The 26,670-nt window shown below is 47.1% G+C and carries 22 protein-coding genes; 10 read left to right on the top strand and 12 right to left on the bottom strand.

What is annotated here, in order from left to right:
* The first annotated feature begins 213 nt into the window (after positions 1-213).
* The 3 genes from FJ444_RS02320 to FJ444_RS02330 all read left to right on the top strand — a co-directional run bounded on the left by FJ444_RS02320 (position 214) and on the right by FJ444_RS02330 (position 3,172).
* Entirely contained in the window at positions 214-1,431 is a 1,218-nt protein-coding gene (locus tag FJ444_RS02320) for a TIGR03087 family PEP-CTERM/XrtA system glycosyltransferase (RefSeq protein WP_140956291.1), read from the top strand.
* A gap of 2 nt (positions 1,432-1,433) precedes the next feature.
* Positions 1,434-2,027, top strand: coding sequence for an acyltransferase (locus tag FJ444_RS02325; protein WP_140956292.1), 594 nt, complete (start codon positions 1,434-1,436; stop codon positions 2,025-2,027).
* A 71-nt stretch (positions 2,028-2,098) separates the two neighbouring features.
* Positions 2,099-3,172, top strand: coding sequence for a right-handed parallel beta-helix repeat-containing protein (locus FJ444_RS02330; protein ID WP_140956293.1), 1,074 nt, complete (start codon positions 2,099-2,101; stop codon positions 3,170-3,172).
* Here FJ444_RS02330 and xrtA read toward each other — a convergent pair.
* Genes xrtA through FJ444_RS02345 form a run of 3 tightly spaced genes read right to left on the bottom strand, consistent with a single transcriptional unit; the run spans position 3,169 to position 7,011 of the window.
* Positions 3,169-4,737 (bottom strand): exosortase A, encoded by a 1,569-nt coding sequence (xrtA, locus tag FJ444_RS02335; RefSeq protein WP_140956294.1) that lies wholly within the window; start codon positions 4,735-4,737, stop codon positions 3,169-3,171. The two genes, FJ444_RS02330 and xrtA, sit on opposite strands and share 4 nt — an antisense overlap.
* Before the next feature lie 10 nt (positions 4,738-4,747).
* Positions 4,748-5,596, bottom strand: coding sequence for an XrtA system polysaccharide deacetylase (locus FJ444_RS02340; protein ID WP_140956295.1), 849 nt, complete (start codon positions 5,594-5,596; stop codon positions 4,748-4,750).
* Between the two features lie 2 nt (positions 5,597-5,598).
* A complete protein-coding gene (locus FJ444_RS02345) occupies positions 5,599-7,011 on the bottom strand; it encodes a TIGR03013 family XrtA/PEP-CTERM system glycosyltransferase (protein ID WP_140956296.1) in 1,413 nt (470 codons plus the stop codon).
* Positions 7,012-7,227: 216 nt separating this feature from the next.
* Between FJ444_RS02345 and FJ444_RS02350 the strand changes: the two genes are divergently transcribed.
* The 4 genes from FJ444_RS02350 to FJ444_RS02365 are packed head-to-tail and all read left to right on the top strand — an operon-like array spanning position 7,228 to position 12,164.
* Complete coding sequence (locus FJ444_RS02350) at positions 7,228-7,860, top strand: XrtA/PEP-CTERM system exopolysaccharide export protein (protein ID WP_140956297.1); 633 nt, start codon at positions 7,228-7,230, stop codon at positions 7,858-7,860.
* 49 nt (positions 7,861-7,909) lie between these two features.
* Positions 7,910-9,487: an XrtA system polysaccharide chain length determinant gene (locus FJ444_RS02355; protein ID WP_140956298.1), complete on the top strand. Its 1,578-nt coding sequence runs from the start codon at positions 7,910-7,912 to the stop codon at positions 9,485-9,487.
* Positions 9,487-10,470, top strand: a complete 984-nt coding sequence (locus tag FJ444_RS02360) for an XrtA-associated tyrosine autokinase (protein WP_140956299.1) — start codon at positions 9,487-9,489, stop codon at positions 10,468-10,470. Before FJ444_RS02355 ends, FJ444_RS02360 begins: the two co-directional genes overlap by 1 nt.
* A gap of 20 nt (positions 10,471-10,490) precedes the next feature.
* On the top strand, positions 10,491-12,164 hold the full coding sequence (locus tag FJ444_RS02365; protein WP_140956300.1) for a hypothetical protein: 1,674 nt from the start codon (positions 10,491-10,493) through the stop codon (positions 12,162-12,164).
* A 47-nt stretch (positions 12,165-12,211) separates the two neighbouring features.
* Here the strand turns inward: FJ444_RS02365 and FJ444_RS02370 are convergent, their stop codons facing one another.
* A complete protein-coding gene (locus tag FJ444_RS02370; protein ID WP_140956301.1) occupies positions 12,212-13,291 on the bottom strand; it encodes an XrtA/PEP-CTERM system-associated ATPase in 1,080 nt (359 codons plus the stop codon).
* Between the two features lie 146 nt (positions 13,292-13,437).
* Positions 13,438-14,874 (bottom strand): bifunctional D-glycero-beta-D-manno-heptose-7-phosphate kinase/D-glycero-beta-D-manno-heptose 1-phosphate adenylyltransferase HldE, encoded by a 1,437-nt coding sequence (hldE, locus tag FJ444_RS02375; RefSeq protein WP_140956302.1) that lies wholly within the window; start codon positions 14,872-14,874, stop codon positions 13,438-13,440.
* A 64-nt stretch (positions 14,875-14,938) separates the two neighbouring features.
* On the opposite strand from hldE, the gene FJ444_RS02380 reads away from it, so the two are divergent.
* The gene (locus FJ444_RS02380; protein WP_140956303.1) at positions 14,939-15,274 is read left to right on the top strand and encodes a GIY-YIG nuclease family protein; all 336 of its coding nucleotides are present in this window, start codon (positions 14,939-14,941) and stop codon (positions 15,272-15,274) included.
* Here FJ444_RS02380 and FJ444_RS02385 read toward each other — a convergent pair.
* Entirely contained in the window at positions 15,237-16,151 is a 915-nt protein-coding gene (locus FJ444_RS02385; RefSeq protein ID WP_140956304.1) for a DUF350 domain-containing protein, read from the bottom strand. The two genes, FJ444_RS02380 and FJ444_RS02385, sit on opposite strands and share 38 nt — an antisense overlap.
* 103 nt (positions 16,152-16,254) lie before the next feature.
* Here FJ444_RS02385 and glnE point away from each other — a divergent pair, with 103 nt between their 5' ends.
* Complete coding sequence (gene glnE, locus FJ444_RS02390; RefSeq protein WP_140956305.1) at positions 16,255-19,134, top strand: bifunctional [glutamate--ammonia ligase]-adenylyl-L-tyrosine phosphorylase/[glutamate--ammonia-ligase] adenylyltransferase; 2,880 nt, start codon at positions 16,255-16,257, stop codon at positions 19,132-19,134.
* A gap of 63 nt (positions 19,135-19,197) precedes the next feature.
* On the opposite strand, the gene FJ444_RS02395 is transcribed toward glnE, so the two are convergent.
* The 6 genes from FJ444_RS02395 to FJ444_RS02420 form a co-directional block, all read right to left on the bottom strand.
* The gene (locus FJ444_RS02395) at positions 19,198-19,812 is read right to left on the bottom strand and encodes a TcpQ domain-containing protein (protein WP_140956306.1); all 615 of its coding nucleotides are present in this window, start codon (positions 19,810-19,812) and stop codon (positions 19,198-19,200) included.
* A gap of 78 nt (positions 19,813-19,890) precedes the next feature.
* The gene (lpxL, locus tag FJ444_RS02400; protein WP_140956307.1) at positions 19,891-20,823 is read right to left on the bottom strand and encodes an LpxL/LpxP family Kdo(2)-lipid IV(A) lauroyl/palmitoleoyl acyltransferase; all 933 of its coding nucleotides are present in this window, start codon (positions 20,821-20,823) and stop codon (positions 19,891-19,893) included.
* 152 nt (positions 20,824-20,975) lie between these two features.
* A complete protein-coding gene (locus FJ444_RS02405) occupies positions 20,976-21,233 on the bottom strand; it encodes a DUF3081 family protein (protein WP_140956308.1) in 258 nt (85 codons plus the stop codon).
* Positions 21,234-21,316: 83 nt separating this feature from the next.
* Entirely contained in the window at positions 21,317-21,895 is a 579-nt protein-coding gene (locus tag FJ444_RS02410) for an outer membrane beta-barrel protein (RefSeq protein ID WP_140956309.1), read from the bottom strand.
* 69 nt (positions 21,896-21,964) lie between these two features.
* The gene (locus FJ444_RS02415; protein ID WP_140956310.1) at positions 21,965-23,164 is read right to left on the bottom strand and encodes a hypothetical protein; all 1,200 of its coding nucleotides are present in this window, start codon (positions 23,162-23,164) and stop codon (positions 21,965-21,967) included.
* A gap of 3 nt (positions 23,165-23,167) precedes the next feature.
* Positions 23,168-23,965 carry an outer membrane lipoprotein-sorting protein gene (locus FJ444_RS02420; RefSeq protein WP_140956311.1) on the bottom strand — a complete coding sequence of 266 codons (798 nt, stop codon included), beginning with the start codon at positions 23,963-23,965 and terminating at the stop codon, positions 23,168-23,170.
* Positions 23,966-24,349: 384 nt separating this feature from the next.
* Between FJ444_RS02420 and FJ444_RS02425 the strand changes: the two genes are divergently transcribed.
* Positions 24,350-26,590 (top strand): acyl-CoA dehydrogenase, encoded by a 2,241-nt coding sequence (locus tag FJ444_RS02425; protein WP_140956312.1) that lies wholly within the window; start codon positions 24,350-24,352, stop codon positions 26,588-26,590.
* Positions 26,591-26,670 lie beyond the last annotated feature (80 nt).

The following is a 26,670-nucleotide window of genomic DNA, read 5'->3' on the forward strand; positions in this document are numbered from 1 at the left end:
CCCCATCAGGTGTAAACAGTAATTGCCGAAGAAAACTGTTGTCATACCAATGGCACATAACTACAGAATTGATGTTCGGCAGCGAACCTGCGAGTCAATCTAATTTGATATCTTAATATTAAGAAAAACCAACAGATATTGTGCCTTTTTATTCATAATAAAGCGTAATACACTAGCACGACTGAATGAAAGCGTTTCGAACAAGGACCTCTTTTGCACTGCCTTTACTTAGCTCAGCGCGTCCCATTCCCGCCCAATAAAGGCGAGAAGTTACGCTCATTCCATCAGATTAATTTTTTGCGTCAACAAGGTATTGCCATTACCGTGGCTGCGCCAATGGAAAACGATACAGATGAATCGTATTTTCAACAGCTCGAATCACAGTACGGCTGTGCGACATTGTATTCGCCTTTGGGGAATAAGTTGTTGCGCTACGCCAATGGCATGTTCCGCAACGCTTCATTAAGCGAAGCACACTTCTACTGCCCTGCTTTGCAACATCAGGTTGACCAGCTTCTGGCAACGGGCCAGATAGACGCGGTGATTTGCACAGCGTCAAGCATGGCCGGATACGTATTTCGGTCTTCGGTATTACCAACACTCGCAGAGAAACCCACGCTTATCATGGATTTTATGGATATGGATTCCAATAAATGGGATCAATATACCAACGCGGCACGCTTCCCCATGAATTGGGTATATAAAAGGGAAGCACATTGTATCCGGCGTCTGGAAAAACGCATTGGCGACAACTTTGACGCCTGCTTCTTTGTGGCAGAACCAGAAACGGTAATGTTTAAAACAGAAAATCCGTCGATTAAGGCTAACGTGGTTACCATTGGAAATGGCATTGATCCTGCGGAGTTTCATCCTGCAGCCAGCATACCAGCGGTAGATGTGCCCAAATTATTATTTGCAGGCGTGATGGATTATGCGCCCAATGTAGACGCAATGATGTGGTTTAATGAACATGTCTGGCCGTCGGTGTTAGCCAAATGGCCAACGGCAACGCTCACCATTGCAGGCATGAACCCTACTGCTGACATTCAGCAGCTCGGCAACACAAAAGGCATAACGGTGACTGGGTTTGTTGATGACATCCTGCCCTACTTTCACCAAAGTAACGTGTTTGTTGCGCCGTTCCGTATTGCCAGAGGGATTCAAAACAAAATACTACAAGCTTTTGCCTGTGGGCTGCCGGTGGTTGCCACGTCAATGGGTGCAGAAGGCATAGTGTATTCAGAGGGCGAAAATATTTTACTGGGCGATAACCCTGCCAGTATGTTTAATGCCATTGAATTACTCATGGACAACCAGGACACCTATCTGCGCCTGAGACAAGCAGCCATAAACACCATTGCAGAACATTATTCCTGGCAAGGAAAGCTCCAGACGCTTTTAACGTTGCTGCCGGAAACGAAGGAACTATAACTTTGAAATCACTCATAAAATCCACGCTTCGCATGCTATTTATGCTGTTGGCGTTGCCATGCTGGCTGGGATTTACTTTACAATCTGCGCTGATGGGAAAAGATCAGGCCACCACCAGTTGGTCACAACTACTGAGTTTATTGCCGGGCCTGTTAGGGGTTTATTACAGAGCTGCGTTTTACCGGTTGATTTTTCGAGAAACCAGCCAGAACACGGTGATCGGTTTCGGAACATTGTTTTCCCAACACCGCACCCACATCAGTAGCGGTGTGTATATCGGGCCGCAATGCAATATTGGTATGTGTCGAATTCAGCCCAATTGCCTGTTAGGCAGTGGTGTTCACATTATGAGTGGAAAAGGACAGCACAATTTTTCAGATCCGGACACGCCGCTTAAAGATCAAGGCGGTCAATTTACGCAGGTTGTTGTAGGTGAGGACACCTGGATAGGCAACGGCGCGTTGGTGATGGCAAACATCGGTAAAAAATGTGTCGTTGCAGCGGGAAGCGTGGTGATATCTGAGGTGCCCGACTATGCCATAGTAGGAGGTAACCCCGCGAAGGTATTGGGAAGTCGAAAAGCGTCAGACTCATGAATGCATGCTGGCGCTATTTAATTCCTGGTTTGCTAGGCACTTTGGTTCTGTGGACATGTCAAGCTCAGGCCTTGGCAGCCGAAAGACAACTCACTATTGAAAACGCTGAGCAACTCTACGCCGCGATAAACGAAGCGAATCGACAAGGGGGGAATACTACCATTCAGCTTCGTTCTGGACTGTACTCCATTACCAAACCCATACTGATCAATGCGTCACATATAACCTTGCAATCTGAATCGCTAAACCCTGCTGATGTAGTGTTACGAGGGCCAGGCATGAAACAGACCAGTGCCGTATTCAGCTTATTCAGAATCAACGCTTCGCATTTTAGTTTTATTGGTATTACGGCCGAGCAAGCGCCTAATCACATCATTCAGGTGGCCGGCGAAAACAACGCAGATTATGTGTACTTATCGCGCTGCATATTAAAAGACAGCTTCGAGCAACTGTTAAAAGTCAGCCATAAACCGGGTTATCCGGAAGCAGCCGATTTCGGTGTTGTTGAACACTGTACCTTTGCCTATTCAGCCGGTATAGGACCCCAATACTATATTGGGGGAATAGATCTGCACCTCGGCCAGCACTGGCAAATACACAATAACCAGTTTTACGGCATTGCCAGCCCAGCGCGAAGAGTTGCCGAACATGCGATTCACTTATGGTACAACAGTGCCCATATCACTGTTGAAAACAATGTGATCATTAATAGTGACCGGGGAATTGGATATGGTATGGCCGATAAAGGTAACCAGGGTGGCACCATTAAACATAACTGGATTGTGCATGCAAATAACGCACATCCCTATGCGGATGCCGGTATCACGCTGGAAAGCTCACCGGGCACGCAAGTGATTGGTAATTGGATATTGCAGTACCACAACTATCCCAACAGCATTGAATACCGCTTTCCGGCTACGCAAAATGTGGTAATAACAAACAACTATACCAACAAGCGCATCCGGCGTCGAAACGGCGGCGGTGCAAGTGTTGTCAGTAATCACAGCACCGAGTCGCTGTCACCAGAGCAAACCTTAATGCTAATCGAGCGTTTTCCGCCAGATTTCAGACCGGCAGTTCGAGCTGCTTTGAACAAGGCCGGTGGCAATCCGTTCGGCAATCCGGTCGGCCAGGCAACTAACTAATCTCCCAGCCTGACGTCTTTACTGAATTGTTGATAATGATCTGTAATGAATTGACTCAGACGTTGTTGCTGGGCGGCAAGCTGGCGGCGCTCAACTTCAACAGAGACAGCGACTACACCACCGTGAGAGGCTTCACCAGCCAGCGTACTGGCGATTTGCGCAATTTTGGTATCCCGCTGACTGGCAAAAGTGGTTTTCTCCAGTACATACCAGTATGCCAGCAAACGCAATTGCCCCGTTGGTGAAGAGATGATTTCCATTGCATAGGGACTATCCGGAGTAGAAACCGGTATATCCTCAACTTTTGTCCAGTTATCCTGATCGTAGAAACGGTTTATTGAACTGATCAATTCGCCCTGGCCTGCGGCATAGAAAGCCTGGTATACCGTAATATCAGCGCCCGTAACTGGATTTATTACCAGATAACGCTCGGTGGCGGGACGGCGGTATTTAGCCTGCCATGGCAAGCGTTCAACCGCATTGCTCTCGACAACATACTGATTGCCGCGATCAAAATGGTACTCAGTGCCGCTGGATGACGGCAGCGCCTGGGCAATAAACTGGAACCACACTGCAGCAAACACGAATACAAGCGTTAATCCTGCCATTCCTGAGCGAGCATAGTGGCGTAATGTGCCGGTAGACACTTTATCGGAAGCACTGTTAGTAACACACTCCGATGCTGATACATCAGCCTTATCATCCGATGCAGAGGAGCGCTCTCGAATGAATTCACCTAGTGCGAGCAGGCAAATGATCACAAATGCGAAGAAAAACCAACCGTAAATAAGGTGATCAGCACCTACTGCGTATTTCATATCAGACATGTGTGCAATCATAATAATGCCGTATACACGCACTATATTTGCCGCCACGGGAAACAGAATAGACAGCAGCACGAACGTAGCCCGACGCCATACCGCTTGCATGTTTAGATAGGCATAAAGGCTACCTATAACTAAAGATGCAATAAAAAAGCTAATGCCGGAACAAGCCTCTGCAACCAGGAATCTGCCTTTTGGAATTTCGATATATAAACCACTGCGGTAAACCGGTACGCCACTTAATTCGAGCAGTTGTACCGAAAAAGTAGCAGCAATCTGCTGCAAATACGGCACTAACTCTTCGCCCAGCGGAATACAAAACAAGATAAACACAAGTGGAAACAGAATAGTGCGGGCAGCTCGAGTGCCTAATACAAACCAGTACAACACCGGCAGTAACGCGAACATAGCCGCGTGCATAAACAATTGTACGTCACCGGCTAAGCCAACAGCGTATAACGCGACCAATGGCACTACCAGAATAAGCGCCCACAAATTCGGTTTAATAGGCCTGTTTAATAATGAGTCGCGCTTAAGGTACATAAGATAGAACGCACCAGGCAACACAAACATACAATGATTGAAAATATCGGAGTTATACCAGATGGTAACCGCAGAGCTTAAACCACGATAAAACACCAGCGCCCAGCCAACCAACACGGCGGCCATAAGCACAGTAACAGCGGAAAAAGATAAATAAGGGGGACGGTGTCCACTGCCTGTGACTGACTGCTCCTGCATACTGCGTCCTTTACTTCAATTCGTAGGCATCGGCCATGGTGCCCCAACGATAGTCTAGAAGCAGGCGTTTCAGCTTGCCTTCCATTCTCCCAAGATTAATATAATGCCGAACCTTGGATTTGATCGGTGCGTTGGCTATTTTGGGTTGGTCAGGATCAATTTCCCACGGATGGAAATAAAAGCTGTACGGTGCGGTTTCCGTTTCCATGAAAGCCTGTATACGCTTGCGGGAAAGCCAATATGGGTATAACCGGAAGTACCCACCGCCACCAATGCCTACATTCTTATCGTTCTTTTTAATGGTAGGAATTGGGATCTCAGTGATGCCTTCAGGCCGCTGATATTTAAACCGAGGCCACTCTGGCACACCATATAAATCGTGCGAAATCGGGTAGGTACTGGATGAATATTCAAAACCTAACTCTACCAATACTTCGTAAATCCACTGATTGTTGTCATTTACAGAAAAACTCGGTGCACGATAGCCCTTCACCGCAACACCACCCGCGTCTTCCAGAATATCCTTACTGGTTTTCACGTCGTTTATAAACTCTTCACGGGTCATGGTAGTTGCCCGGCGGTGGTTTAATCCATGACTGGCAAGCTCGTGCCCTTCAGCAACTATGCGTTTAATTAGATTGGGGCATCGTTGCGCAACCCAACCCAACGTAAAAAACGTAGATTTGGCATCGTGTTCAGCAAACACATCCAATAGGCGGTGAGTATTTTCTTCCACACGTAATGGAATAGATGACCAGTCTGACGGTTTTAATACCGACTCAAATGCCGATACCTGAAAATAGTCTTCAACGTCTACCGTCATCGCATTCAGGCGTTTATCTAATAAAGGCGCACTCATCTTTATCTGCCTTTGCCAAATAACACAATTTCAACGGTGCGGATAAGAATCAGAATATCGAGCAACAAACTCTGGTGTTTTACGTAATACAGATCAAACTTGAGCTTTTCCATGGAGTCTTCAACGCTGGCGCCATACGGATAGTTGAGTTGTGCCCACCCCGCCAGTCCAGGCTTCACATTGTGACGCTGATTGTAATACGGCACTTCTTTCACTAACTGCTCAACAAACTCCGGGCGCTCGGGACGCGGACCAATGAAAGACATTTCACCGCGGAACACGTTAATTAGCTGTGGTAGTTCGTCGATACGGTATTTACGGATAAAGTGACCAATTCGTGTCACCCTGTCATCGTTTTTAGACGCCCATTTTGCACCATCTTTCTCTGCATCCGGACGCATACTTCTGAACTTAATGATTTTAAACAGTTTACCGTTTTGCCCTACCCGTTCCTGCTTATAAAACACTGATGTTCCAGTGCGGTGTCCGTCATCCAGGTAAATAATCAACGCAGTAATTAGCATGAATGGCCAGGCGAAAAACAACACAAAAAATGCTAAAACAGCATTCATACTGTAATCAAGTGCGTCGCGCAGGTAGTTTTGAGAATGGAAACCGTTAGAGTAAATAACCCAACTTGGGTACATCAGATTCACAGCAATCTGGCCGGTTTCCCGCTCCATAAAATCGAGCAGATCTGTAACCTCAACGCCACGCAAACGACAATCGAACAGCGTTTCAATTGGCAATGTGCCACGGCGTTGATCACACGCAATGACAATTTCTTCAATGTCGTTCTCAATCACAAAGTTACGCAGATTTTCGTCTACCTTGACATGAATGATCTTTTCGTTCTTTATACCGTCTTCGCGGTTGTCACCGGGTACAGGTATAAAGCCGAGCAGTTCGAAACCCAAACGGTCAACGTCCCGACGCATGCGCTTTTCGATAATAGACGCCCGTTCGCCTGCACCCAGCACCACCAAACGAACGCGACCGAGTCCGAGCAATCCCAGGCGATTGGTAAAGTAGCGGAAAAACACTAACGCGATGATATTCAGGCAGATTGCGGTGGGCAGGTAATACGAATGCATGTCCAGACTGGAAAACACGGTACCGGTAAGCACTTCAACAATAAAATAACTGATACCAAGACTTACAAAAATACGTCTGATAATGCCCCGGAATGTCTCGCGTAATTTTGCTTCGTACAAACCCACTGACAGCGAGCACAACAACACTGCCAAGGTTACAAGAAAGATGTTAATAGTGAGATTTTCGATACTTGGTTCAGTAATCAGGTCCAACTGGACAAGAATGAAACTGGTGATGTAACCCACATATGAAACAAGCAACGCTTCAGTGATTACTAACGCGTTGGAGCGCTTATTTTGTCTGTTCTTTGCAACTGCCATATTGTCTTTTACTAAGTCTGTTGAGTGCCGCAATTCCTGCGTTTGGGATTTATCATATGACAATTTTTGCGATTGAGATAGACTAATCGCACACTATCGCTTTATATTAGTAATTAAAATTAAATTAACAGGCGCATTTCCTGCCTGAAATATAAAAAAATCAGACAGGTAATAGTCGTCACTGGACTTGATTTAGTACGCACAGGATAGAGAAGCATGGATAAGGTAAATACCAGGTTATTACTCGTTGCAGCCGCACTGGGAACTTTACTGACGGGATGTAGTGGTACAAGTAACTTGCCCCAGGCAACCACCCGCCCTTCATTAACAACGGACGTAAACGATTATAAATACCTGATCGGCCCAGGCGACAGTCTGACTATTTTCGTTTGGCGAAACCCTGAAATTTCCGGCAGCTTTATTGTTCGTCCGGACGGTAAAGTTACTACTGCTCTGGTAGAAGACTTAGATGTATCCGGCCGCACACCCACTATGCTGGCCCGGGAAATCGAAGAAAAGCTATCCACCTACATCAACAATCCTCGCGTTACCGTTAGTGTTAACGGGTTCTCTGGTCCACTCAGTGAACAAGTTCGCGTAATTGGTGAAGCCACTAATCCGCGCGCTATAAACTATACCGAACACATGACTTTACTCGATCTTATGATCGCGGTAGGTGGACTCACTGAGTTTGCAGATGGTAACGACGCCAAACTGATACGCGTTGTTGACGGCCGTCAAACGACTTACAAGATTGCGATTGAAGACCTGATCAGCGATGGTGACATCAGTAAGAATGTCGACATGCTGCCAGGTGACATTGTGATTATTCCTGAAGCCTGGTTCTAGAAACAAGATGTTTCTATTTAAGTCTCTCGAGCGGTAAACGGACAAAAACATGCAGGAATTGCAACAAACAATTGAAATGGTCCTCGATTATATTCGGGGAATCTGGCTTAAAAAACGCTACATCATGCTTTGCTCATGGTTAATCTGCCCGATTGGCTTTGGTTATATAGCCATGATGCCCGATGTATATAAGTCGGAAGCGGTGGTATTTGTAGACACACGCTCAATGCTTCAACCTTTGTTGAGCGGCCTCGCAATACAAACTAACCCGCAGCAGGAAATTGCTATGATGGCTCAAACCCTGTTGAGCCGCTCGAACGTTGAGATTATTGCGCGTGAATCCGACCTGGATATTACGGTTAATAACGCAGATGCCTATAGCCGGTTAATTACTAACCTGAGTAACAGTATTAAGCTCAATCGTACGGGTCGAAATAATATCTATACGATCTCCTATTCCAACAAAGACCCTGAGCTGGCGAAACGTGTAGTGCAGGAAACGCTGGATTTATTTGTGGAAGGCAGTTTGGGTAATAACCGACGCGATACCGATACGGCCAGTCGCTTCCTTGAAGAGCAAATTGCTGAGTACGAAACTCGCCTGGTAGAGGCTGAACAACGCCTGGCAGACTTCCAGCGTCGTTACAATGATATTCTGCCGGTACAGGGGTCGTTTTACTCGAATCTTCAAGGTGTTTCGCGTGAACTGGATGCGACTAAGCTGCAAATCAGAGAGCTCGAGCAACAGGTTACCTCGTTAAAAGGGCAATTGAGCAGTGGCAAGCTAACAGACGGCTTTGATGTTCGTCAGGGCTCTTCTGATGCACCGGTCATTACCACCCGCTATGATGAACGTATCAAAACGCTGGAAGAACAAATCGATCAGTTAAGACTGCGTTTCACCGATAAGCACCCCGATGTTATTGAAGCACAAAGCCTGCTTGCGTCGTTGGAAAAATCCAGACAAGACGAAATCCAGGCATTCTTCAGTGAATCCGGTGGCGAGGATGACACTGCAAACCTGAGTCCACTTGCAACCGAAATCAAGCTGGAAATCAGCCGGGTTGAAGGTCAGATTGCCTCGTTAAAGGTACGCGAAACGGATTACAACGCAAGAATCCAGGAACTCAAAAACAAGATTGACCTTGTGCCACAAATCGAAGCAGAGTCTACTGCACTAAACCGGGACTATGGTATTACCAAACAAAAATACGAAGAATTGTTACAGCGTAAAGAAGCGGCTGAGTTGTCTCGTCGTGCTGACGTATCGTCTGAAGAACTGCAATTCCGCACTATTGAACCGCCACTTGTACCTGACCAGCCAACGGGTCCAAAACGCCTGATGTTCTACACGGGTATTCTGGTATTAGGTTTTGGTGTAGGTATTGGATTGGCCTTTATTATTAGTCAGCTCCGCCCTGTATTGGTGCGTGGCAGCCAGTTGACCAAACTCACATCGTTCCCGGTTCTGGGTGCAGTTACTCACCTGAACCTCAAGCAAATACAACGCAAAAATCGATTCAGAGTATTTGTATTTATTCTTTCGTCAGGTGCGATTATATCTATGTATGCTGTTTTGGTTGCCGCTGAAATTGCCCACGTTAATTTAGTAGAGAGGTTCTTATAATGGGTAACAGCATTGAAAAAGCCTTACAGAAGCAAAAAGAAGCGGCAGAAAAGCGCAAAGCAGAACAAGCAGCTCAGGCGGCAGAGCAACCTGAGCCAGCCAAAGCGTCGACCATAGAACGCACGCTGGAAAAACAAGCACAGCAGGCTGCGGCGCCGGCTGTTAAAGAGCAACCCGTTCAGCAGAACGCTACTGTTGCTGTCACGGCTGATGACAATGACGACACTGATGGTCACGGCGGCGTAAAAACACTGACACTGGACCTTAAGAGTCTTGATGAACGTGGATTTGTATCCGTTAACAATGCCCGTAAGTTAATCAACGAAGAATACCGTGAAATTAAACGTAAACTGCTTAAAAATGCCTTTGGCGCATTGTCTAAAACCCTGAATAACAGCAACATTATCATGGTGAGTAGTGCCAGACCTTCAGAGGGTAAAACGTTCACTGCAATTAACCTGGCTTTGAGTATTGCTTCCGAGCAAGACAAAACCGTATTGTTGGTAGACGCAGACGTATTAAAACCCAATGTAACCCGCACACTCCGTGTAGATCATCAGGACGGGTTAATGGAATACCTGCTTGATGAAGACAAAGACATTGCCGATGTGTTGTATCGCACTAACGTTGATAAGTTGAGAATCATCCCTGCGGGGCAAACCCACCATTTGTCTACTGAATTGCTGGCCAGTGAACGAATGGCCTATACGATTGATGAATTTTCTAACCGCTACCCTGATCGTATTGTAATAATCGATACACCGCCCCTGATTGGTATCAACGAATCTGCTGTATTGGCGAGTTTTGCCGGACAAGCAGTAATCGTAACCGAAGAAGGCCGTACAAAGCTGAACGACATCAACTCTATTGTTGACCGTTTGAACCCCGACATGGCGGTGGGCTTTGTAGTAAATAAAGCGGTTAACGAAAGTGCCGAGAACGGTAACTACGGTTACTATTACGGCAGTGAACCTCGTGATTAATCAGCGATAAGGGATAGCTTGTGGAAAGGATTGAACAATTTCGCCCGGCACTTATCGCCACGCTATGCGCGGCAGTATTCAGTACCGCATCGGTAGCCGATGTGCAAATTACCGGTTCAGTAAACTCGTCATTGGTACATCAGTCACTTGATTCGTCTGATGATACACCGGGCCGCTATGAAGACAGAGATACGCTGCAAATTTCTCCAACAGTGGTGGCCAGTTATATCAGCAACAAGTTAAATGCAAACGTTGCCGCTACGCATCTGTATCAGCGCTTTGAATTAGATGCCGGTAGCCGCTCTGATAGCTTTACTGAATTTACATATAACGGCACGCTAAACGTTATTGATAACGTTTTTCAGATTTTTGCCCAAGGTTCACAAGGTTATCAGTCTGTAAGACCAGGCTCTTACACGTCGTCAGATTTTCTGCTGAATAACCAGGACCTGACCAAAACAACCACTCACAGTATTGGTGCTGCACTGGCTGTAGCCCGTAACGATTTTGCAGATGTCAGTATCAGTGGCCGTTATTATCAGGCCAAGAGTGATGCATCACTAACCGATGATGAATTAGCTAACCAAAATACCGGCATTGATTCAAAAGGTGCCTCAGCCACATTGGTTCTGGCTAACGGCGACTGGTTCCGCGATGCATACTGGAACGCCAGCGCAAATTACCGCAAAATTGACCGTCAGGACTTTGGTTTTTTTGAATCTCAGTCTGCCAACGGTCAAATTGGCTACAACCTGTATGGTGACTTTGGCCTGGTCGTTACTGCTACTCACGAAGAATTTGAAACAGAGGGTCAGCTATCGGGCGGTTTTGGCTTGTTCGATGGTCAGTTTCAACGTTTCAACACTTACGGCGTCGGCTTAAATTACCGTCCTGCAGCGGGTCGTTTTTTTACCGTGACCGCAAACAAAATTTCTACTGACGGCAATGACGACGGCGAGACGTTTATTGGCGTATCAACGCAATGGCAATTCTCTCCCCGAACCAGCATTTCGGGCGACTATGGCCGCCGTTATTACGGTGAGTCAGGTAGCCTGACATTCAATTATGGTACTCGTGCTGCCAGAGCATCCGTGTCATATCAGGAGAGTACAACAACTTATTCAAGCTTATTGTTTGATTTTGCTGACGCTGGCACGTTTGTATGTCCTGCAGGTGCGGTTGATATTATCGATTGTTTCCAGCCCGATAGTCTGGACTACGAGTTACAGCCCGGAGAACAGGCTGTGCAGTTTACTGAGGTCATTTCTGAAGTAACAGAGCAAGTTGTACTGCGTCGCCAGTTGAGCTCTACGCTGGGTTTCCAGAAGCGCAAACTGCGAGTGTCGTTTGACGCCAGGTATATCGACACTACCTACAGTGAAAACAACCGTCAGCAAATCCAAAAAGTAATCGGCATGAATACCAGTCTGCAAGCTGGTGCAAGAAGCAGCCTGTACGCCCGAGCACAATACTCCATATTTGATACTGAATTGAATGGTACGGAAGGTGAATCTAATAACAAGGTTTACACTTTAGGTGTGCGTAACCAGTTATCACGAGGATTATCGGTAAATGCGGAGCTCCGGTATATGGATAACGAAGACAATCGGGATTTAACTACCCCTGCATTCACCCTAAACGAGACCCGCATCACGTTGGGCCTGACCTACAGAATGCAAACTAACGGTCGTTAGTGGTTTACAACTCAAAAAAGGGCACTTAATTAAGTGCCCTTTTTATTTTATTCATCATCCGATTTCAGTCTGACGTAAGTACGATACTTTTTCTTAAGCAACTTATCGATGTACTGAGTCAGTTTAATTTTATGGCTAATAGCATCGTCCAGTGCATCTACCAGCTCACCCAGCATGGCTTTGTAATATTCCGCATCTTTTACTTCATTGCCATTAGGCGTGATTAAACGCTGCGGTTTGCCTGGCTGACTACTTTCCTCGTTAACCGGCTGGCTTTCAGCAGCGGGTTCTTCCGCAGCTACAGGCTCATCAGGCACAAACATTTCTTCGCGAACTTCGTCGATTACCGCGTCTACGGCTTTTTCGTCCAACACCTCAAGCTCTTCCAAAAATCCGTACAGCAGGATGCGATCCATCAGCGTGTTGATTTTTCTGGGGACACCACGAGTAAATTTGTAGATGTGCTCGTAGGCTTCAGCAGAGAACAATTGAGTCCCCTTCCAGCCCGCGTGCTGTAAGCGATATTCGATGTAAGACTGCACTTCTTCCAGGGTTAGCGGTGCTAAATGACAGGACGCGACAATTCGCTGGCGAAATTGCTCCATATTCGGCGCACGTAAGATAGGCTGGAGTTCTTCCTGACCCAACAAGAAGCTTTGCAACAATGGCTTACCGGCTTGCTGAAAGTTAGACAACATGCGCAGCTCTTCAATCGTTTCCAGCGGCAGGTTTTGCGCTTCGTCCACCAGCAACAGTGCTCTTTTGCCTTGTTTGCTCAATGAAAACAAAAAGTTTTCCAGATCTTTTAATATATCCGCTTTGGTTTTGCCGGCGACATCAATATCAAACTTAGCCGCCACCATTTTAACCAGCTCATCCGGAGACAGCTTAGGCGTGACTATCTGTGCCGCTACAATATCGCTCTCGATGTCGTCCAGCAAACTGTTCGCGATGGTGGTTTTACCAGTACCAATATCCCCGGTGATAACAATAAAGCCCTCTGCCTGCGATAATCCATATTGCAGATAAGACATGGCCCGCTTGTGCCATTTACTGGCGAAAAAGAAAGCCGGGTCCGGAGTTAGCTGAAACGGCTTTGAGTTAAGTCCATAATAACTTTCGTACATTGATTGCTACTACCGCTAATGTTTCATGAGGCGCCTGCGCGCAATTTGGTTAAGCTTATCCTAAAGAGACCGCTTGTGCATTATCTCAGCGACGAAATTCACACTGACACAACGAATCAGGGGCGATTATTTCGCCCCTGATGCCATTACTTCTGTTCGAAACTCTGCCGTTTTACTATGGTTTCAATAATGCCTGTCGTCGACACGCCTTCCTCAAAGTGAAGCACTTCTACTACGCCACCATTTTGGATCACGGCTTTACCACCCGCGATGTCTTCCACCTTATAATCGCCGCCTTTTACCAGTACATCGGGTAGTAATCGGCTGATTAAGCGTTCCGGTGTATCCTCGCTAAAGGGGACTACCCAGTCAACCGCACTTAAACCGGCTAATACAGCCATTCTGCGTTGCACGTTGTTCACTGGACGACCAGGGCCCTTTAACGCCTGTACTGACGCATCGGTATTCACGGCTACGATCAGTCGGTCACCGCGTTTTGCCGCCGCATCTAAGTAGGAAACATGGCCCGCGTGCAGTATATCGAAGCAGCCGTTTGTCATTACAATACGCTCTCCGCGCCGTTTTGCTGCGTCAATGGCAATTGCCAGTTGCTCTTCGGTCATCACCCCGCCATCCGGTTGAGATTGCTGACCTGCAGCTACTGCCAGTTCGGTTGTGGATACCGTGGAGGTGCCCAGTTTACCCACTACAATACTGGCAGCTAAGTTAGCCAGTACACAAGCTTGTTGCAGCGATTCACCGGCAGCCATACAAGCAGAAAGCGTTGAAATTACTGTATCACCCGCTCCCGTTACGTCGTATACCTCTTTGGCTTTAGCAGGCAAATGGAATTCCGGTTGATTGGGCTGGAATAACGTCATGCCCTGTTCGGAGCGGGTAACTAACAGAGCCCGTAAAGACAGGCTTTCGCACAGCGAGTTGGATTTCTCTACCAGTTGCTGTTCGTTGTCTACCTCACCCACAACAGCGCTGAGTTCCGATAAATTAGGTGTAATGAGTGTGGCGTGCTTGTACTTGTTGAAATCACTGCCTTTGGGATCCACCACTACTGGCTTGCCCTGTTCAATGGCTAACTGTATCAGGGCCTGAGGATTGCTGAGTGTCCCCTTGGCATAATCCGACAAAATAACCAGGTCACAGTGTGCCAATTGGTGAGCAAATTCCGCTTCCAACGGCGATTTATCGACACTGGCAAACGACTTTTCGAAATCCATACGCAATAGTTGTTGATTGCGGCTCATTACCCGTAATTTAGTAATGGTGTCGAATTGCTCGCAGGACGTAAAGTGGCACTGGATGCCATAGCCGGTTAACCGCGTTTGCAGAATACTGGCGTTGTCGTCCTGCCCCACCAGTCCCATTAGCGTGACTGATGCGCCCAGGGTTGCCAGGTTGATTGCAACGTTAGCAGCGCCGCCTGGTCTGTCTTCAATGTTATTAATATTGACCACCGGCACGGGTGCTTCGGGTGATACGCGCGCCGTGGCGCCGGTCCAATATCGGTCCAGCATAACATCGCCGGCCACAAGAATACGAATTTTGCTAAAATCAGGAAGTGTCATTTTTTTCTATTTGGTTACACTAGTGGCGCAAGTATAACAGTGAAAGGTAGTTCAGAGCCAATTCATGACAGTTTGGTATGTTTACATTCTCAGCACCGCGCAGCAGGTTTACTATACCGGCATCACTAACCAACCCGAACGCCGGTTGCGACAACACAGTGGGCACATTAAAGGTGGCGCAAAAGCCCTCAGAGGTAAGGGCCCGCTTCAATTTGAGTGCGTCTTTGAAGTAGCCGATAAATCTACTGCTTTAAAACTGGAAGCCTGGATAAAACGTCATTCCCGCCGAGATAAAGAAGACATCATCCGACAAACGCGTCAGCCACCTGCTGATATGGCGGCCGCACAATTGGCAACCGGATTTATCCGGCAGATGAATTCAACACTCCACTCACAATAAGCGCCATGCCAATACTCAACGTTAACTCAACAGCAGCCACGCCAACATTGTGCTGTTGATCCACTTCCTGCTGATAATTCATACCGCTAAGCAGCATTTTTTTACTGAACGCCACCAAAATCCATAGCAATAATGCCAACGCTACACTGGTAACCAGCCAGCCGGTAATGTTACTCACATAGCCTTCGGGATTGTATTCAAGCAAGCCACCAGCAGAAGACACAACTAATGCTACACCTAAGAGATTTCCAGCGTGCTGCACTGCTAATGCCAGTTGGCCAGTCTCAAGGGCGCTCTGGAATGAATGATTCTGGTTTTGTAATGCGTACCGAATTTCATAAATACGCGTCATAATGAGTAAAATAGTTAGCACCACCAGGAAGCCGGTGACGATGGCGATAATGGCATTCACGTCACTGCCATTTACCCATTCCATCATACTGCGCAGAATAATTGCACTGGCGACAACACTTGACGCATCTACGAGCGCGACACTCACGCTGCGGTCGCTGATTTTATGTTGCGTATCAACCGCATCCAGCACAATCTTGTCGTGTGCGAAGCGACCAAATTTCACCAGCAGAATACCCACAAACCCAAACATCAGCATACCCAGCGCGGCTTCTTCGTACCCCTGCCCCACATGCCGCCCTACCACTGAGCTAAGCACGATGCAAAGCGACAACATGCCTCCGGCAATGCTTATTCCAAACGCAAAATTGTCTTTCACGCCCAGTTCGTCACTCACTGACACACTGGTGCGCGAGCGATTCGTCCATTTCATCACCAGTAATAACAACAATGCCAATGCCACATCAATCGCAACATACACCCACAGATCGTGGGATAACGGCACTAACTTAACCAGTGTTTCCATGTTTTACCTCAATATCATGCTTGGTAATTTGTACTTCGATGCTGGAGCCTGCCACAGGTTTGTGCCAGACTTCATCCATCCAGGTTAATTATCCTAAGTGATTATGAGTACTGAGAAAACCCAATTCCCGATTATTCAGGAAAATGCTGAGTTACAGTGGCAAAAAATTGCATCGAATATTCAGGCTTACCCGATAATTGAACAATACCAGGACGACATCAGGCACGTGCTGGGATTAAGCCCGTTTGTGGGAGAGATAATTACCGCTCAGCCAAAATGGTTAGCGGACATTCTTACCCATCAGTGGCACCTGCATGCTGACATTCCCCAATTATGTGAGTTACTCAAATCACAACTTACTGGCGTAGAAAATGAAATTAAACTATGCGAGGTATTGCGCCAATTTCGCCAGATACATATGGCTGCTCTGGCATGGCGGGATTTAACCAACCAACAATCTATCGATGTGTCGCTCTCCCAGGTGAGTGTATTGGCCGACGCTTTAATTATGGCTGCCTACCATTGGTTATATGATCATCTGTGTGAACGTCATGGCACACCGCAAGGGCCAAACGGCCCTCAACCTATGCTGATTCTGGGTATGGGAAAACTGGGTGGGCATGAACTGAATTTCTCCAGTGACATCGATTTGATTTTTGCCTACCCCTTCAAAGGTGAAACCGACCATCCACGCAAGCCACTGGAAAACCAACAATTTTTTACCAAACTTGCACAAAAATTGATTTCAGCCCTGAATAAGGTCACCGTGGATGGACAGGTATTCAGGGTTGATATGCGACTGCGTCCATTTGGTGAAAGCGGGCCACTGGTTGCGCACTTCGGCGCGCTGGAAGATTACTATCAGGATCAGGGCCGACAATGGGAAAGATACGCGATGATCAAAGCGCGTGTACTGAATCCACCCTGTCCTTACCGGACGCAACTTGAAGGCATTTTACAACCGTTTATTTATCGCCGGTATCTCGACTTTACCACGTTGGATGCCATTCGCGACATGAAGCGATTAATCAATAAAGAACTGCGTCGACGCCAGCTAACCAACAACATCAAATTGGGGCCGGGCGGTATTCGCGAAGTGGAATTTTTCGCGCAGAGTTTTCAACTTATTCATGGTGGGCGTGAGCCTCGCCTGCAATCCAGGCAGTTACTCATCGTGTTACATCAGCTAGTTGCACTGAAGCTGATTGACAAAGAATCCATCGATTCGCTTATTGAAGATTACTATTTTCTGCGCAAAGCAGAACACACATTGCAGCAATTTAACGATCAACAAACCCAATTATTACCAGACGAACCCTGGCCGCAACAGGTGCTCACTCGGGTGATGGGTTACCTTAGTTACACAGATTTTTTAGATGCTTTGCAACAGGTAACAACACGCATTCACGACCAGTTTAATCAACTGGTTGCTGAGCCTGGTGATGAACAGCAGCAACAGGACGCATTGTTTGTGCGCTGCAAGGACGCCTGGGTAGTGCCCATGACGAGCCCTGAATTTTCAGCGCTGTTTGCGCCTGAGTTATCACCGGAAAATGCCGAAGCCCTGTTTAATCAACTCAATGATTTCAGACAAAATCTGTCCCGCCACAGAATTGGGCAGAAAGGCGAGGATACGCTGGCTAAACTCATTCCGGAACTGCTGTATTTTATGCTCAAGCAATGCCCAGGGGAAACACTGGTTCTGTTTCCCCGACTATGCAGTGTGATAAGTGCTATTACCGGCCGAACAACGTATTTAGACCTACTGCATGAAAATCCCAGCGTACTCAAACAGCTCATAAAATTGTGTGCCCGCAGTGAATGGATCACCGAACAAATACGTAGCTTCCCCTTGTTGTTGGACGAACTATTAACCCCGCTATACTTGCAGCAACAGCAAACCAATATTTCATTGTGTTTTGCCGAGTATACCGACGAACTTCGTCAGGCTTTATTGCGTGTAGATCCTGAGGATACAGAACAACTGATGGAACAGTGGCGGCAATTTAAGCTGAGCCAGCAATTGCGCATCGCTGCCAGTGATATTTCGGGATCGTTGCCTATTGCCCGGGTCAGCGACAAACTCACCGCATTGGCCGAAGTAATGCTGCATGCTGTACTCAAGTCAGCCTGGGGACAGGTAACCGACAAATTTGGCGCACCAGTGCACCTGAAAGAAGGTGAATATGGCTTTCTTATTGTGGGCTATGGCAAACTTGGCGGGTATGAGCTGGGTTATGGTTCAGATTTAGATCTGGTGTTTTTACACAATGCACCCAGTGACAGTGTTACCACCGGAAGCAAGTCCATATCTGCACAGCAGTTTTACATTAAGTTGTCGCAGCGCATTATGCATTTGCTCAACACAAAAACCATGGCGGGTCAGCTATACGAAACCGATTTGCGTCTTCGCCCATCGGGCAATGCCGGCCTGCTGTGTTGTCATGAATCGGGATTTTCCCACTATCAGGAAAAGGAAGCATGGACATGGGAACACCAGGCGCTGGTGCGAGCGCGAAGCATTGTAGGCGATAGTGCCCTGCACGACAGCTTTATGCGCATTCGCCAATCAATATTGCAGCGCAAACGAGAACTACCCGCATTGGTTAATGATGTAGTGTCGATGCGTGAGAAAATGCGTGAACACCTGTTAGACGCTAACGCTGAAGGCCTGGACTTGAAGCAATGTGAAGGCGGCATTACCGATATTGAATTTATGACTCAATTTTGGGTATTGGGTTATGCCCATCAGTTTCCGTCACTCATAAAATGGACCGATAACCTGCGAATCATCGATACCGTTGCAGAGGTAGGGTTAATTTCGGTGGAGCAAGCACAAGCGCTACAGGACGCCTATTTAACTCTGCGCGATCACTATCATCAGCTCACGTTGTCGGGTGTTAAGCTTGCCAGTCAGACTGACGCACTCAACACCATTCGCCAGCGCGTGTCTGCTTTGTGGCAAGCTTGCTTAGCTAAATAACAATATCTCATTGCCTGAATAAACAGCCTGCTCTGGCTGGCTGTTTGGGCAATGAGGAAGCGTTTATCCCCGCACCCGATTGCACTGTTGGGTCAGGTATTCCGTTACGTTTTCAGTTACTACCAGTGAGCGCTGCTTAGGACAAACAAACGTAGCAACTTTTCCTTCGAAATTACTGTCTATTGCGCTGGCAATTTTTGCCAGCGACCCTGCAATGGTATTGTCCATCTGGAACTGGTGTTTGATCACAAAATCCTGATTCAAATCCCAGATAACCTGCATCCCTTCCTGTTCAGCATACGACGAAATGGCCTCTCTAAGCGTATTGCCAGCTTTAAACGTACGGTACTTGTACTCACCAACCCAGCGGCCATCGGCAGGTTTCAAACTGCTCGACATCGACTGCAACTGCGCGTCCAGACTTTGCTCGGACGGCGTAATATCCAGCACCATATCGCCCCCCTCCGCCTTTACCGGATCGTTAGACGACATTCTGAATTCGCGATAAAAATCAGACAGACCTTTTGCCACCGATCGCTCAGCCGGTGCATCTACCGGTGTTGGCGCACCTGTGTTGCTCAGTTGCAAATAAATTACCACAGACGCAACAATGATCACCGCCAGCGCCAGGCTAAGGTGTTTGGCCCAAAAGACCGCAGAAGAAGGTTGTCTTTTCATGCGTTGCTACCTATTTGCATGCTATGGTTTTGTTCAGATTCATAAATTTACTATATGACAATGTTACACTTTTCGCATTTAGTCTTTGTATAAAGACGGTGCGTCCGGATCCGGACGCGTTTTAAAGCGTTTATGCATCCATAAGTAGCTGTCGGGCTGCTCGTCTATAATGCGTTCAATATGCGAATTCAGTAGCGTAAGACCCGCTTTGTCATCCAGTTCTTTCAATTCCATTAACGGTGGGTACAACTTCACCTTATACCCTGTATCGGTATATTGCGAGGTAACCATTAGCGGAACACTCTCAGTACGGCGAATAAACATCAGTGTTGCCGTGGTGGTGGCCGTTTCTTCTACTGCATAAAACGGCACGAAAATACTTTGACTGCGACCGTAATCCTGATCGGGCAAATACAAACACAGTTCCCCAGCATCCAATGCTGAAAGCAGAGCGCGTGCATTGCGCTTGTGGATCATGTATTTATTCGATCTGGCTCGACCCCGATACTGTAGATAGTCCATCAGGGGATTATTGTGCTTGCGGTAGAAAGCCACACTGGGGTAAGTGAGTCCTAACACTCTACAGGCAAACTCCAGATTCATATTGTGAAGCGCCATGCCAAACACGCCTTTATGCTGCTCCAACACGGCTCTGGCATGTTCAAATCCTTCTACCACCCCATGTTTTTTTACCCGCCAATCCGGCCACCACCAGCCCATGGCGGTTTCAAAAACGGCCATGCCAGCACGGTACAGGTTTTGTTTAACCAACTTGTCTTGTTCCGACATGGAGAGGTGGGGATAACACAACGCTATATTTTTACGCGCGACCTTAACCCGACTTTTCGCCAACGCCGCCAGCAATGCGCCTGTGCCGCGACCAAGTAGTTTAATAACCGGATAGGGTAACCAGGTAACAATGTACAGTAACACCATACTGATCCACACCAGCCAGAATTTTGGACCTAAAAAAGATATTTGAAACTTGGGAGGGGTAATTGCTACAGACAAAAGGGCAGTGTCCTATTTATTCGATTCCGTCACTCCTGCCCGTTTCACATGTCTAGCAACAGCAGGAGGTGTTTTTCCGAATGAATTGTAGCGGATAAATAGCGGGTTTCATACACTGTAGCGTCATGAAGTCGTTTCAGTTTGGCTGTGGGTTAATAATGCGAATCGATATACCGGAGTTTTTTCTCGAACGCTTCTAAGTCTTGTGTATGCTGATAATCAAATCGGTACTGATTGTGAAATCCAAACTGCATCGACACCAGTGCATCTTGCATATACAAGGTGTATCCATCGAAGTCAGTAAACGCTAACACACCTTCCAGCCGATACTTTTCATCACACTGCTCACCGTGAGTACGAATTTTATCGAACACTTTAAGCACTAATTTACTGTCGAGTTCGTTCTTCATAGCGGTTTCCTGTTGCCTGCTGCACTTAATACACGCTAATTCGGATTTGAGATCGCCTATTGACTAACAATGACCCGTGAATCCTAATTAAAATTATAGCGGATCCCTAATGATATCAGACTGGTATCGAAGCCATCTTTACCGCGCATGTATTCCGCTTCCAGGCGCACAAAGGTTTTCGTGGCAACGTAATAATCAAAACCCAGTCCAATGATGCCTGCCGCAACCCCTTCGTCAAACTGACATACAGCCTGTCCATTCAACATACCGGCCGATTCACCAAGCAGACACTCACTGTCAGTAGATAACTCAACAGCCTGCACGTCAAAATTAGCCACACCTAATCGATAAAAGAGCTCGCCAACAGCATGCGATGCTTTACCCGTTACGCCCATATATAAGCCATTTGCCTGTATACCAAGTGTTGAAAAGTCACTTTCTGATTCAATATCTGCCAGTTGAATAAAGCCTGCTTCTACATACCATTGCCGGTGGAACTGATGACCTAAGATCAATTTATAACTGAAGGCTTCTTCTGCAGTATTACTGTACTCAAGATCACTGTATCCTGCGCTAATAACACCGTACATTTTTTCGATAGCAGCAGCTGACTGCGACGCCAGTAGAGTGGCTAACATCAACACGATTTTTGTAGTTTTCATTCATTATTGTCCATCTGGCAGTATGGCTTTTCCAAGCCAACTGGCAGTATTTATGAGGAAACCGTCTGTTTAAAAAAAGTATTCCACGTTGATTTCAATATGATCATCACGGCGCACAAAGAAATACGGATCGGTTTGCGACTGTGTGGAAAAGAAATAACCGTTCAGCGTCCATTTCCAGTTATCTGTCATGCGGCTCGATGCTTCGATAAACGCACTGTATGTTTCCATGTCGTCGAGGTCCTGAACATAGCCCGCCAGAACAGTTGTACTGTCGGGGTCGTTCCAACTCCAGCGCAAGCCTACCATCACATCATTTTGAGCGGGGACAAAGAAGCTGCTATCGCGCTCATCATACTGATATTCCGCCAGCCAGCCGATGTCGTAAACCGAATCAAATATACCCACGGTGGTATATTCAAATCCGGCTACTGCTGCCATAAAGCTCTGCGTGTTGCTCTTGCGATGGATGGCTTCGAACTTGTAAAGCACCGCACCATTCACCCACAACATATCCGCGCCAATCTGCTGCATTTGTTCATAGTACGGTCGTAACACTAAATCACTGGTTTCCAGGCTGCCTTCCACCACCAGTTGAGGTTCCCGATTAGTGCCGTCAAAGTACGACAACCCTACCTCCCAGTTACCCAGGGATTGTTGCCATCGCAGTGCATAATCAACGTTGCTTTGCTTATCTTCAGATTCGTACAAGGCATTGTCATTACTAATGGGTACAATTGGCCGTAAACGTCCTTCGGTACCGGCAAACGTCCGCTCTCTGAAGTACGGCAGAATGTAGGCACTTATGGCACCACTTTCCATCAGATACGAAGCACTCACCATGGGCTGGCCCAGTTTCTCTTCACCATCTACCCGTTCAACCGAATCCGTTTGATTAATCACATCAACAAGGTGCAAGGATTCCGTTTGGCCCCAAAACACCTTGCCAATCCCTGCCCGAAGTTCGTAACTTTCTGAGGCATGCAGCCACATAAGCTCCCGAATGTCTGCGTGGGTTCGTTCAGTGTCGTACTGATCAGCTCTTACAAACGGCTTAAATGTCAGCCTGTCGCTGCCGTCGTTCCAGTCCATAAACACTTCTGGCATTACCGTTACAGAAGTTTGAGACCGACGCTGCTCCGGAAACAAGGGATCCTGCAAAAAGTAGCGTTGTTCAATGGTTGCTGTGCCACTGAATTCCACCTCAGCATAAGCCAGGGGCGCAGTAGCACAACAAGTGAAAACGAAGAATGGGATGAACTGGCGCATGGCTTAGCGGGCCCTCTTCAGACTGTCCTGGTCCAAATCACTGTCTTTCAGGCCAGTCTTGAACTCAATTTCGTTGATGAACATCGCCGTACTTTTGCCGGTTTGTTCATTAAACATTTCAGAGGTATGCGGACGCCAGTATTTATCCAAATACAGTTCGTAGTCATCAAGGATCAGGGTTTTCAATAAATCCCCTTTTTTGTCGAAGAAATCCATTTTCAGTAAGCGGTAATGTTCTTTGTCGATGAATGCAATTTGTTTTGAGTACCCGGAAAACTCATCAACCGGCACTTGTTCCAGTACAAACACCTTCTGATCATCAAACGTATCGTCACGCAGGTAATTAAACTGATACTTCTCCAGTTCAAAAGAGGTCATGTCCTCGTAGGCAAACTCACTACTCATAAACGGGCCAGACTTATTCTGAGAGGCAATGCGCTTCACTCTTTTTACTGTGGGAAGGTACATCCACTGATCATCCGGGGTAAGCGTATTAGAAAAACTCAGAAATGCTGACCCTTTAACATCAGCAGGAGAATCAAAAATGGTAAGGGATTTATCGCCTTCTTCAGCTCGCTCCAAAGTGAATACCCGTAGCGCGCGTTCGGATTCTTTTCCGCGGGTATCCCGCAGCACCATAGTGGTTGATGCAACAGTGTCTTCCCAACCCGAATTTCTTAGCTTGCGTTCTTTAGCTATTCTCAATCCTTCTGCCGGATCGGCCAGCACAGAAGTGGCTGCCACCGCAGATAAACAAAGTCCAAGTAGCGTGTGTGCAAACACCCGTCCTATTTTAGCCATGTGTGATTCCTTCTTTTTATGCTGTAGTCACTATACCCATTGCCATAGCAAAGCACCATTGCATCATATCAATCAGTTACATAAAACGCCTAATGACGTGTTTTTTTAGTGTGATTGCGGCATTCATATTCAGCCAAACCAACCATGTGCACATTTTTTGTACTAAAAAATTGCCAGTCCCCACTTTAAAAAAGTTTACTTTTTAACCGCCTTTTTTCAATTCAGCCTAAAGGTAAGTCATTGTTTTTACCGTCCAAATCTAGTAGCACTTGGGTAAAACAATAACATAAACCAATAATATCAATGGCTTAACAATATATTTGCAAAATAAAAAAAAGGCTGTAGTATTAGCACAATCCAACTGGTCAGATGAGCGGATGAGTTATGAGTATCAGAACAAGTTTGAAGAAAGTTTTACCTCCAATTTCTATTACAGAGCAGGAAGCGTTAGACGCCGGCGATATTTGGCTGGAGTCTTCTATTTATCGCGGAGCGCCCGACATGGAGGCATTGCGTGCAGTTCCTCAAGCCAAGCTAAGTGCTGACGAGCAGGCGTTCCTCGACGGTCCTGTGCAAAAATTACTGGAAATGGTTGACGATTTTGAATTAGGTAATTCAAAGCATATTCCACAACACATCCTGGATTACCTGGGTGAGAACCGTTTCTTTTCAATGATCATTCCGAAGAAATTCGGTGGTCTGGAGTTCAGCCCCTATGCGAACTCAACAATCGTATCTACCCTGGCAGCGAAAAGCGGCGCGTTAGCAGTAACCGTAATGGTGCCTAACTCATTAGGCCCGGGCGAACTGTTAATGCACTACGGCACTAAAGCGCAGCAGGATTATTGGTTACCTCGCCTGGCTGTAGGTCAGGACATCCCATGCTTTGCATTAACCAGTCCTGAAGCAGGTTCAGATGCAGGTGGTATTCCTGATGCGGCTATCGTGACTAAAGGTCAGTGGGAAGGCAAAGAAGTTATCGGCTTAAAAGTAAGCTGGGACAAACGCTACATTACACTTGCCCCCATCGCTACCGTACTGGGTTTGGCGTTTAAAGTATTTGATCCAAACAAACTGCTTGGCGACAAGCTTGAGCTGGGTATTACCTGTGCGCTGTTACCTAAGTCACACCCAGGTGTTGAACTGGGCAATCGTCACGATCCAATGGGTGTGCGTTTCTATAACGGTACCACCCGTGGTACTGACGTGTTCATTCCAATGGACTTCATCATCGGTGGCCAGAAAAACATTGGTCGCGGCTGGCAAATGCTGGTGAGCTGTCTGGGCGCAGGCCGCGGTATTTCGTTACCGGCCATGGGCACTGCAACTGCTCAAAGCGCGTTAAAGTCAACCGCTGAATACGCCTTTGTACGCGAACAGTTTGGTTTGCCAATTGGCCGCTTCGAAGGGATCCAGGAAAAACTGGCAGAAATCGCGGGCAAAACATTCCTGTGTGAAGCAATGCGTGTACTCACTACGGAAGGTTTAGGTCTGGGCCTGAAGCCATCAGTAGTAACTGCTATTGCGAAATACCACATGACAGAAATTGGTCGCGATGTAATGAACGCAGCCATGGACGTTCAGGCTGGTAAAGGCATTCAGCGTGGTCCACAAAATACCCTGGCTACCGGCTATTCAGCATTGCCAATCGCTATCACAGTTGAAGGTGCAAATATTCTTACCCGCAACCTGATGATATTTGGCCAGGGCGCTATGCGTTGCCACCCATACCTGAAGGAAATGGTGGATCTGATTCACAGCGACGATAAGAAAGCCGATGGCGAGTTCAATAAGGTACTGCGTAAAACAATCGGGTTCAGTGTTAACAACTCGTTCCGCAGTATTTTCAAGAGCTACTTGCCGTTTACTCGTGGTGCGCAGTCAAGCCTGCCAGAAGTACGTAAGTACGAAAAACGCCTGAACGCGCTGTCTGCCAAACTAGCGCCACTGGCTGATTTATCTCTGGCGGTATTAGGCGGCGACCTGAAAAAGGCCGAGCTGCTGTCTGCTCGTCTGGGTGACATCATGAGCTACCTGTATGGTGCAATGGCGTCAATTCGCTACTACGAGCAACGCATTGAAGATCGCCAGCAGGCCAAGCCGTACTTCGACTACGCAATGCAATGGTCTTTACAGCAGGCTGAACAGGCACTGGTTAACTTTGTTCGCAACTTCCCGAACACAGCAACCCGCGGATTGATGCGCTTCCTGACTGCTACATACAGTGGCAGTGTTAGTACCATCAGTGATGATCTGGTTCGCGAACTGTCATTGGCAGCACTGCAGGACAACAGTGTGAAAGCACAGCTGACGCACCTTGTTAAAGCTACCCCAGGTGATGGTAATGACATCAATGAGCAGGCGTTTAAAGCCAAGCACAAAGTATTACCACTGCTGGGCAAAGTACAGAAAGCATTGCGCGAAGAGCCTGTTATTCCGTTCTTGTCGTTTGAAAATGCACTGAACAAGTTGCAGGCGCGCGGTGTAATTAATGCTGCCGATGCAGCCGCACTGCACGATTACAATGAAAAACGCAAACTGGCCATTCGCGTTGATGAATTTACGTTTGATATGGAATTGATTTCCGCAGAAAACGTCGCGTCAGAAGCCAAAGACGCAGCCTAATCCGTACTCAATAAGTACCTGTTTGCCGGACGCCTTGTCGTCCGGCTTTTTTTTCTCCCTGCGAATACCCTTCTATTAAA

It is taken from the genome of Aestuariibacter sp. GS-14 (assembly GCF_006494365.1).
In the GTDB taxonomy this organism is placed as follows: Bacteria; Pseudomonadota; Gammaproteobacteria; order Enterobacterales; family Alteromonadaceae; genus Alteromonas; species Alteromonas mangrovi.